Origin of the sequence: uncultured Microscilla sp. (genome assembly GCF_947493425.1) — a bacterium.
Lineage (GTDB): Bacteria > Bacteroidota > Bacteroidia > Cytophagales > Microscillaceae > Microscilla.
The window spans coordinates 1-9,951 of the sequence record NZ_CANLRP010000241.1 but is presented as its reverse complement, the minus strand read 5'-3'; the positions used below and the strand labels follow the sequence as shown (position 1 = coordinate 9,951).

The window sequence follows — 9,951 nt, the reverse complement described above, 5'->3', positions numbered from 1 at the left end:
TGTTTCTCCAAATTCAAAATAACAATCCCTTTTTTTTTACCAATAATTGTTGCCATTAATTATGGCGAACATGTTGATAAATAGATGTAACTAACATACTGTAAATGAGGTATGCTTACATTAGGAAGAGGTAGAGCATGCTCCCCTCTCTCTTTGCAAGTCCTTCATAACAATAACTAACTACTTGGCTAATTGTTGAACACCAGACAAATGGTATTATTTTCCGTACTTTTCTACCAACTTCTCAGCACATTTTTCACCATCAATTGCCGCCGACATAATACCGCCGGCATAGCCTGCCCCTTCGGCACATGGGTACAAGCGTTTGGTTTGCACGTGCTCAAAAGACTCTTTGTCACGTGGAATACGTACTGGCGACGAAGTACGGCTCTCTACCCCCACAATTTGTGCCTCGTTGGTTAAATAACCTTTCATTTTTTTTCCAAAAAGCTGAAAGCCTTTGCGCAAACTTTGGGCAATAAATGGTGGCAACACCTCATCTATGGCTATAGACTTAAGCCCTGGCTGATAAGAGGTTTCTAACAACTGCCCAGATATTTTTTTGTTAACAAAATCACGCATTTTTTGTGCGGGTGCAGTTTGGGTAGTGCCCGCTATTTGACAAGAGCGTTGCTCTACTTCTCGCTGAAAGTGCATGCCCGCAAGCGCTCCATATTGTTGGTAAGGCTCCAGGTCTTCGGGCAATACAGACACCACCATGCCTGAGTTAGCAAACTTAGAGTTGCGACGTGAGGGCGACATCCCATTTACTACTACCTCGCCAGGAGCAGTAGCAGCAGGTACTATAAAGCCTCCAGGACACATACAAAACGAAAAAACTCCTCGCTGTTTGCCTTCATACACTGCTTGGGCGGCCAACGAATAAGACGAGGCGGGCAGGTATTCGCCCCGGTCTTTGCAATTGTACTGTATCTGATCTATCAATTGTTGTGGATGCTCTATGCGTACCCCCAAAGCAAAAGGCTTCGACTCGATATAGATGCCTTGTTCGTGCAAACGAATAAAAATATCGCGTGCCGAGTGCCCAGTAGCCAATATAACTCCCAAGCCCTCTATCTTGTCGCCCTGTTGGGTAATCACTCCCTTCATTTCTCCCCCTTTCAATACAAAGTCAGTCACCTTTGTGTCAAAATGTACCTCGCCACCCGCCTGTAACACACTCTCGCGCAAATTAGACACAATACGGGGCAGTTTGTTGGTGCCAATATGAGGATGAGTATCTACCAAAATATCGTCTACCGCTCCATGTGCCACCAAAATCTCCAGAATACGCCTGACGCTTCCTCGTTTCTTTGAACGGGTATACAGCTTACCGTCTGAGTAGGTGCCTGCCCCCCCTTCGCCAAAGCAATAGTTAGACTCTCCATTGACCAGGTGGTCTTTGTTGATAGATGCCAGGTCGCGGCGACGGGTTTGTACATCTTTGCCCCGCTCTAACACTATTGGTTTATACCCCAGCTCTATGAGTCGCAAAGCAGCAAACAAACCTCCTGGTCCGGCGCCTACTACCACTACTTGCGGAGCCTGGGCTACATTAGGGTAGTCTTGCTTGTAATCTAACAGCGGGGGGGGGCTTTCGTTGAAGTAAACCTCTGCCTGAAGGTGTACCTTAATGTTTTTACCGCGGGCATCAATCGAGCGTTTGAGTTTACGAATGGTAAAGTCGTCTTGGTTAACTGCCGATATTTTAGTGGCAATGTATTGAGCCAATGCCTCATCATTATAGGCAATTTCGGGCGACAAAGTCAATTTGAGTTGTTTCATCATAATGAGTAAGGTGTTTATCCTTAAAAAAACTGACCTGCAATCTACGAATTTATTGCCAAACCTAGTTTGAAAACCAGACACGAAAGCAGGCAGATGTAATAAAAAATGGTGGTTTTACCTAAGAGCTTGTTTAAAATTCATTGATTAGGTCTTTTACGCGACTTTTATGATTAGATGCGTCAAATTTATCAGCAATAGCGTGGCTATTCCTTCAAAATTTGACGCATCTAATCAGAAAATTCATCATAAAACCTCCTGTAAACGAAAATTTAAACAAGCTCTAAAAACGGCCCGGCATTTCGTCTGCTTTTTTCTCCGTTTAAGCCAGGTTATTTGTGGTTTCTTCGGGCAAACATTTTATATAAAACAAAAAACAACTAGCATTGGGGCTCCTCATCTCCAGCAAAAAACAGCACTATTTATGGCAAACTAATAACTTCTAATTTCCATGAAAAACAAAACCTTACATTTTCTGATGGCATTTTTTGCCATTGCTATTGGGCTTTACCCAGCAGCTTACTTTTTTGTAGATATGAGCCAAGGATTTTTGGGCTCCAAGAGTCTGGCACTGCTCAACAATGCCGTATGGTATACCAGTTTTTATACCCATATTGTACTGGGCGGGGTGGCTTTGTTGGTGGGTTGGGTACAATTTGGCAAGCGGTGGAGAACCCAACACCTGGAATGGCACCGAAGGCTGGGCAAAATATATATAATATCGGCGCTATTGAGTGCACTGGCGGGTATTTACCTTGGCTTTTATGCCAATGGAGGGGCGGTGGCTGCCGTTGGTTTTATAGGCCTGGGGTTGATTTGGTTTTTTACTACCTACAGGGCGTACACCAGCATTAAAGCAAAGCAGGTGATCATCCATCAGAAAATGATGATTTATAGCTACGCGGCTTGTTTTGCTGCGGTTACTTTGCGTTTGTGGCTTCCCTTGTTAATTGTTACCCTGGGGGACTTTACCAAAGCTTACCTAATGGTAGCCTGGCTGTGCTGGGTGCCCAACTTATGGGTAGCGCATCGTTTGGTAAAACAAGTATCATAGCTGCTGTATTCCTTGTTTGACGACTACTTTTTCAACCTACTTCCCTTTTTCTCTCTCCCAATCTTCAAAACACAGAAGTACTCTGCCAGCCAATGGCGGGGTTAAATATACCCCAAAACAAAACAAAAGTGATTGTGTTAGTATTAAAATACTATTTTACTTTTCTGATTCAGCTAAAAATATTTAATTTGATTTTTGAGCTTTTACTAATACAATGGTTGTATGTTTACTCCACTGAGTCTACTCTGAACTTTTTTTTCAAAAGTACAATCATCGCCTCAGATCGTGTCTCCACGAGCTGATCGAAACCTTGAAGAACACTGTTGCCAAGCTCTATAACGGGGCGATTTGTGGAGGCACAGACCGAGAGGAAAAATAGTAGGGTAGAGTACATTGAGTCAACAAAATGTATTAAGAAAAACTGATTTATCACAAGACATTAAGTAATTTTTAAAATGCTCAACTCTCAACCAGCTGTGTTACCTGCAATATCATATTTGCAAATATAATCAAACAATCTTGTCTGCTATTTGTATGGCAAACCAATCACTGTCAATGGTTTGAAAGTATCTGATAGCCAAAGAACTTAAATTAAAAACAGTCAATCTATGGGACAAAAAACAATACTCCAGTCATTTTACGAAAAAGAGCAAACAATGCCCAACAAATCTTTTTTAAGGCAACCTTTTGGTGACCGTTGGGAGACCTATACCTGGCAACAGGCGGCACAGATGGCACGCAAGCTTGCTACAGGGCTTCAATCGTTGGGCTTGCCAGCCAAAAGTCATATAGGGCTGGTATCTAAAAACTGCCGAGAGTGGATCATTGCTGACCTGGCCATTATGATTGCTGGCTATGTGTCGGTACCTTTTTACCCCACCCTTACTGGAGAACAAATCAAGGAAGTAATCCATCTGGGCGATGTAAAAGCATTGTTTGTGGGCAAAACGGAGGTATGGGAAGATATGAAAAAAGGCGTGCCTGCCGACATGCCCATCATTGCTTTTCCACATTATGAAGGCAATTCTAAAGTAACCGAAGGCGAGCAGTGGGACGATTTTCTTGCCCGATTTGAGCCTTTGCAGGGCAATCCTTTGCCCGACATGGAAGATTTATGGACTATAGTATTTACATCGGGCACCACGGGTACTCCCAAAGGGGTAATGCTTAACCATCGTGCCCTCGCCAGCCTCGATGCTATGGTGCATCAACAAAATTATGTCAAAGTATCGTTTGATGGCGACAATCGTTTTTTCTCTTTTTTACCGCTTAACCACATTGCCGAACGTGCCCTCATAGAGTTTTTGTGCATTGCCCACGGGGGCGAAATTTCTTTTGTTGAAACCATTGATACTTTTGCCAAAAACCTGCGCGAAACCCAACCTACCATGTTTTTTGCAGTGCCCCGCATCTGGACTAAGTTTCAACTGGGGGTATTGGGCAAAATGTCACAAAAAAAACTCAACCTCTTTCTCAAAATCCCTGTTCTTTCGGGCTTGGTAAAAAACAAAATAAAGAAAGGTTTGGGGTTGAGCGAAGCACGTGCCTGTATTTCGGGAGCTGCGCCTATAGCCCAAAGCCTCAAAGACTGGTACAAGCGTTTAGGCATATCTATATCGGAGGGGTACGGGATGACAGAAAACTGCGCTGTTTGTTCGTTCTTATCTGGAGACGAAGACCAGCCTGGCTCGGTAGGGAAACCAGCCGCAGGAGTTGACCTAAAGATTGATGAAGACACTGGCGAGGTATGCATGAAGGCCGATTTTATGATGCAGGGTTATTACAATGCTCCTGACAAAACCGCTGAAGTGCTCAGAGATGGCTGGCTGCATACAGGAGACCAGGGCTGGGTAAACGAGGATGGTTACCTTTACCTCACGGGCAGGGTAAAAGATACTTTTAAAACTTCTAAAGGCATTTATATAGTGCCTGCGCCTATGGAGTGGGTATTTGATGCCAATACCGACATTGAACAAATTTGTATTGTGGGGTTGGGTATGCCTCAGCCTATGGGCATTGTCACTCTCTCGGAGCTGGGCGAAATGAAATCAAAGGAAGAAATCAAAGAAAGTCTGATTGCTTCGCTTGAAAAAGCCAATGAGGGCGTGAAAAACGACAAAAAAATATCTACCCTTATTGTAGCCAAAGAAGCTTTCAGTGTAGAGAATGGCTTGCTTACGCCTACCTTAAAGGTAAAACGTAATATACTCAATAAGCATTACAACGACCAACTACTGGCTTGGCACCAACAACCCGATCAGGTAATTTGGGAGGGCTAACATGTATATTTGAGGCAAAGCAGGTTTTTTTCGCCTACATTTCTGAGGAAACCCTGCTTTTGTTTACTTAAAACCAATCGTTTTCATAAAAAAACAATCCTACAATGCAAGAAGCTACAGAGATAGACACCGCGTTTTATCGGAAAATATTTACCGACTATATTCCTTATCACCGTTTGTTGGGTTTCGAACTTGACGTGCTGGAACATGGCAAAGCAAGCCTGATTATTCCTTACAAAAAAGAACTGTTAGGAAATATCGTGGCGGGTAATTTTCACGGTGGAGTCATTGTGTCGGCAATGGACTCGATAGGCGGAATGGCAGCCATGACTATGATAGATATTAAGGTAGACAAGATAGCTACCATTGACATTAGAACTGACTTTTTATCACCGGCAAAAAAAGACAACAATGTAGTGGTGGAAGCTCAAGTACAAAAAAGTGGCAATAGGGTGGTTTTTACCCACATTCAAGCATACCACCAAGGCAAGCCTGAACACATTCTGGCCGAAGGAAGGGCTATTTACAGCGTAAAGCGAAAGTCGTGATTTTTTTAGATTTTGTTGTGCAGTGGCGGTTGGTTAAACAAACTTACGTTTTAAATGAAACAAGTAATACACCTTTTACCTCAACAACCTTATGTGTGTCTGGTAGTAAAAAAAGCGTTTGCTCCTGAGCTTTGCAAAAAAATAATTGAAGAACGAAAAGACAGTTTTGCCAAAGCCATTACCCACTACCCTACTTCTTACCGCAACAACGACCGCCAAGTGGTAGACGATGACACCCTTGCTGCCTTACTGTTTGAGGAGATAAAACAATATGTGCCTTCGTCTATTGATATAGCAGGAGTAGGCAAAGATGAAGCGGGTAACTGGCAACTCAAAACACTCAATCATAGACTGCGAATATGTCGTTACCAACCCCACCAATACTTTAACAAACACCTGGACGGCGTACACTATCAATCTGCCACCATACAGTCTAAGCTTACTTTTATGGTATACCTCAACGACAGCCACGAGTTTACCGGAGGACGTACGCTGTTCTTTGCTTCTAAAGACAGTGATGAGGTGATCCAAGAGTTTTTGCCCGAAACAGGTGACCTTATTATATTTGATCACAACATTTGGCACGCGGGCGAAGTGCTCCATTCGGGGATTAAATACATTCTTCGCAGTGATATTCTTTACCAAAAAACTTCCCCGGTTTCTTCTGCGACCGACCAACCTTTTGCCGAAGGGCATCTGGGCTATATTTGGGCTATAGCCCACAACCCACACTATGTATTTACTGGAGGTAGAGATAAACTGCTGAAGGTATGGAGCAAAGATGGCAAGGCGTTGACTTCGGTGCAGGCGCACGCCAACTCGGTGGTGGCTATACTGCCTTATGGCAATGATTTGGTAATAACGGCTTCGCGTGACCAGACAGTAAGAGGCTGGCAACTCGACCATGCCACGGGCAAACTCCTTTTACGCCCCTTGTGGCAAGTGTGGGCACACGAAGCTACTATTCTTAACTTGTGCAAAATAAACGACCAGCGTTTTGCCAGCCTGGGGGCAGATGGCATGGTGCAAATAATCACGACTAAAGGGGAACTCAAAAAAAACTGGTTGGCACACAATGAGTGGGTTTGGGCAATGGTGAAAATGAACGATGATTGTGTGCTCACTGGAAGCGAGGATGGGTCGCTGAAGTGGTGGGATTATCAAAAACGGGAATTATTGGGTGAATGGGCGCATAGCAAAGTCCCGGTGACAGCGTTGGTGTTTGACGCTCTCAATCAATGGCTGTTTGTGGGAAGAAATGATGGCGCTATAGAATGCCTGCAATGGGACAATCAGACGCTAGAACTTAGCCCATTGCATCGTATACAGGCGCACCAAGGCATTATACGATGCCTAAAAATACATCGGCAGATGCTGGTAAGTGGGGCAGAAGACAACCTGGTAAAGCTATGGCAGTTGACCAACTTCGTAGAAGCAAACCCTGGGTTTGAGCCGCTCAAGACCTATGCACACAATAACTTTGTACAAGATGTGCTCCTGCTCGATCAACAGTTGGTGAGTGTATCGTATGATGGCAAGATTGCGGTGAATGCTTACTAACCAAGAAGTTAAGTTTACTATTAGGAATGGTGAGAAATTAAATTACCATTCTTGAGGTAGAGGTTTTGTTTTGAGACGAGGCTATTTTTTGCGCTCATAGCAGCGCTACGGGCAATAAAAATAACGAAGTATCAAGGCGAAAAATCACCCCTCAGAGTGTAAATTTATTTTTGAACAATTCCTTAGTACTCAGTTTGGCTATATAATCACATCAATCGTTTACCTAAATAACAGCACTCATGGAAAACATGCTTTTCTTCAAAACTCCTCAAGACTTCAGAGAGTGGCTCGCCCAAAACCACAACCAACAAAAGGAGCTGTGGGTGGCTTACTATAAAAAAGCGACCCAAAAACCCAGCATCACCTGGAGCGAATCGGTAGACCAGGCGTTATGCTATGGTTGGATCGATGGCATTCGTAAAACGGTAGATGAGGAAAGTTATAAAGTGCGTTTTACTCCGCGCCGTCCCAATAGTGTATGGAGTGCGGTAAACCTCAAAAAAATGAAAGTTTTGCAAGCGCAAGGGCTAATGGAAGCTCCCGGCTTGGCCATTTATGAAAAACGCAACCCCGAAAACGATGAGAAGGAAGCCAAGTTGCCTGAAGCTTATCAACAACTTTTGGAGGCCAACCCCACCGCTTGGGAGTTTTTCAGCCAATCGGCACCTTTTTACCAACGACAGATGATTTGGTGGGTCATAAGAGCTAAAAAAGAAGCCACCCAAATGAGGCGTTTAAACAAGTTGATTGAGTATTCGGCAGCAGGTAAAAAAATAATTGGGTAGGATGCCGTTGCCCCATACACTAAAGGCTCAACATCAATCTACCGATGCCCAATAGTTCATAGCGTTTAGCAGGGTTTTCTTATAAAACCATTGAAAACCAATTACCATTTTTTTATAAGAAAACCCTGAGCTCCTAATTACACCCTTGGTCTGTTTTTGACTGGGCATCGGCGTTAGGAAAACAATTGCCAGATAGAAGTCGAGCTGGTTCGTAGCGTTTAAGATTGGCGTCATACAAACCTTTTTGCAAAAATGCTACTACTTGGTCTAGCTCAGTCTCGCTTAGGTCTAATGCTTTGAACTCGCTTGCCAACTGGCTTTGGGGCACTTGAAGGTTTTGTGCCACTGCCTTGTTTTTATAAGCCACTACCTCTTTGATGCTGGTAAAACTACCCCCATGTCCATAAAAAGGTGAGTTGCTTAAGTTATACAATTGGGGCACTTTAAACTTATACATATCAGAGGGCTGTTTGGTAAAACCTCCCCTCCCCTTGCCTGCGTCGGTTATTTGAGTGGGTGTAAGACCAAATACCCCCGTCCCACTAAAATCGCTCATCCCTAAGGCGTGAAAACTCATCGAGCTTAAGGCAGGACCAGTATGACAGCTGCCACAATTGGCTTTGCCAAAAAACAAAATTGCTCCCGATTTTTGAGCATCGCTCATGGCCGCCAAGTCGCCTTTGAGCCATTTTTGAAAAGGCGCCTCGCTTGCCAAAATGGTACGCTCGAAGGCAGCAATGGCAAGCCCGGCGGTTTCGTTGGTATAACGCTGAGCTTCGGGCACATTGGGGAAAGCTTCGTCAAATAACGCCTTATAGCCCATAGGAAACAACACCGCAGTATTTACCTCCATTCGGTGAACAGTAAGCCCAGCTATAGCTTGGATTTCTACCCCTTCATAACCCAGATGGTTGGTAGCTATAGGAGTGCCCGGTGTCCAGTTGGCTTGAGTACCTGCATTGAGACCAGTTGCCCCAAACTGCCCGTTCCATAACATTACTTGCTGATAGGCACTGTTCATGGCCGATGGGGACCGTAAGGGTTGCACATCTATCATATTATCAGGGTAATCGGTATGTTTGGTGCGTCCTTCACCATTGCTGCCATAGCCAGTTCCTCCTTCACCGATGCCTTGCTTTACACCAGCCTGAAAACCAGCCCCGGCGTGATGGCAACTTGAGCATGAGTAAGTATTCATGCCTACTTCTTGCTTAGGTTTAATCGCTAAAGCCGTTTCATGAAAAAGCATTTGTCCAAGTTTTACTTTGGCTACGGTCAGGGGATTTTTGGGATCTTGAGGGATTTTTGCCAGTTCGTCGCTGTCAGGTAAAGTAAAAAAAGCTTTGCCTTGCCCATTCGATACATTTTTCAGGGTATTTTCCAGCTCCTGATCCAGGGTGGTGGGGTGAGGGCTTTCTTGTTTGATACAACCCCATGTCAGTGGCAACAACACTAGCAGGATTGCCCAGGTTGAGAATTTGGTAATTGTCATAAAATTTAAAATTACTCTTCCACTGTAGTTCGCATTGACTAATGGAAGAATTGAAAGAAATATATAATTGAAAATATACAGCTGAGTAAGTACGCATTTACTCAGTGCAGCAAATTACGAAAATTAATTTGTATTTTTTATGACACTTCATTAGTTCAGGTAATTGTATGAAGCCAAACCCCGTAAAACTACTCATTTTTCCCCAAGGTTGCCCAGTTTTTTTCTCACCAAGCCCCCCACCCACTACTTTATTTGCTGGGCTTTTCCAGTAAATCACTCATTATATTTATTGTACAAAAACAAGTTCGATGCTTTGCTTGCCAGACAGGTTGAGGTGGGCATTTTTTAGCACTTATTTTGTAAATTTTATCTAATAATGTGAATCTCTAGTTAAAAACATCGAAAACTAACGATATGCAGGCTGCTGCTAACCTCCCAAAAACATGTA

At 43.7% G+C, this 9,951-nt stretch carries 7 protein-coding genes; 5 read left to right on the top strand and 2 right to left on the bottom strand.

Annotated features, from left to right (window positions below; all coding sequences use genetic code 11):
- Positions 1-216 precede the first annotated feature (216 nt).
- Positions 217-1,788, bottom strand: a complete 1,572-nt coding sequence (locus Q0954_RS31075) for an NAD(P)/FAD-dependent oxidoreductase (protein WP_299464895.1) — start codon at positions 1,786-1,788, stop codon at positions 217-219.
- Positions 1,789-2,236: 448 nt separating this feature from the next.
- On the opposite strand from Q0954_RS31075, the gene Q0954_RS31070 reads away from it, so the two are divergent.
- From Q0954_RS31070 to Q0954_RS31050, 5 genes are all read left to right on the top strand, one after another.
- Positions 2,237-2,839, top strand: a complete 603-nt coding sequence (locus tag Q0954_RS31070) for a DUF2306 domain-containing protein (protein WP_299464893.1) — start codon at positions 2,237-2,239, stop codon at positions 2,837-2,839.
- 608 nt (positions 2,840-3,447) lie between these two features.
- Positions 3,448-5,118 carry an AMP-binding protein gene (locus tag Q0954_RS31065; RefSeq protein WP_299464891.1) on the top strand — a complete coding sequence of 557 codons (1,671 nt, stop codon included), beginning with the start codon at positions 3,448-3,450 and terminating at the stop codon, positions 5,116-5,118.
- 104 nt (positions 5,119-5,222) lie between these two features.
- The gene (locus Q0954_RS31060; protein ID WP_299464889.1) at positions 5,223-5,666 is read left to right on the top strand and encodes a PaaI family thioesterase; all 444 of its coding nucleotides are present in this window, start codon (positions 5,223-5,225) and stop codon (positions 5,664-5,666) included.
- Positions 5,667-5,720: 54 nt separating this feature from the next.
- Positions 5,721-7,226 carry a 2OG-Fe(II) oxygenase gene (locus tag Q0954_RS31055; protein ID WP_299464887.1) on the top strand — a complete coding sequence of 502 codons (1,506 nt, stop codon included), beginning with the start codon at positions 5,721-5,723 and terminating at the stop codon, positions 7,224-7,226.
- 239 nt (positions 7,227-7,465) lie between these two features.
- Entirely contained in the window at positions 7,466-8,011 is a 546-nt protein-coding gene (locus Q0954_RS31050; RefSeq protein ID WP_299464885.1) for a YdeI family protein, read from the top strand.
- Positions 8,012-8,144: 133 nt separating this feature from the next.
- Here Q0954_RS31050 and Q0954_RS31045 read toward each other — a convergent pair whose 3' ends face one another.
- Positions 8,145-9,503: a cytochrome c peroxidase gene (locus tag Q0954_RS31045; RefSeq protein ID WP_299464883.1), complete on the bottom strand. Its 1,359-nt coding sequence runs from the start codon at positions 9,501-9,503 to the stop codon at positions 8,145-8,147.
- Positions 9,504-9,951: the final 448 nt, after the last annotated feature.

Coding starts and splice junctions, on each gene's coding strand:
- Q0954_RS31075 (WP_299464895.1), bottom strand. CDS start 1,788: ATGATGAAACAACTCAAATTGACTTTGTCGCCCGAAATTGCCTATAAT.
- Q0954_RS31070 (WP_299464893.1), top strand. CDS start 2,237: ATGAAAAACAAAACCTTACATTTTCTGATGGCATTTTTTGCCATTGCT.
- Q0954_RS31065 (WP_299464891.1), top strand. CDS start 3,448: ATGGGACAAAAAACAATACTCCAGTCATTTTACGAAAAAGAGCAAACA.
- Q0954_RS31060 (WP_299464889.1), top strand. CDS start 5,223: ATGCAAGAAGCTACAGAGATAGACACCGCGTTTTATCGGAAAATATTT.
- Q0954_RS31055 (WP_299464887.1), top strand. CDS start 5,721: ATGAAACAAGTAATACACCTTTTACCTCAACAACCTTATGTGTGTCTG.
- Q0954_RS31050 (WP_299464885.1), top strand. CDS start 7,466: ATGGAAAACATGCTTTTCTTCAAAACTCCTCAAGACTTCAGAGAGTGG.
- Q0954_RS31045 (WP_299464883.1), bottom strand. CDS start 9,503: ATGACAATTACCAAATTCTCAACCTGGGCAATCCTGCTAGTGTTGTTG.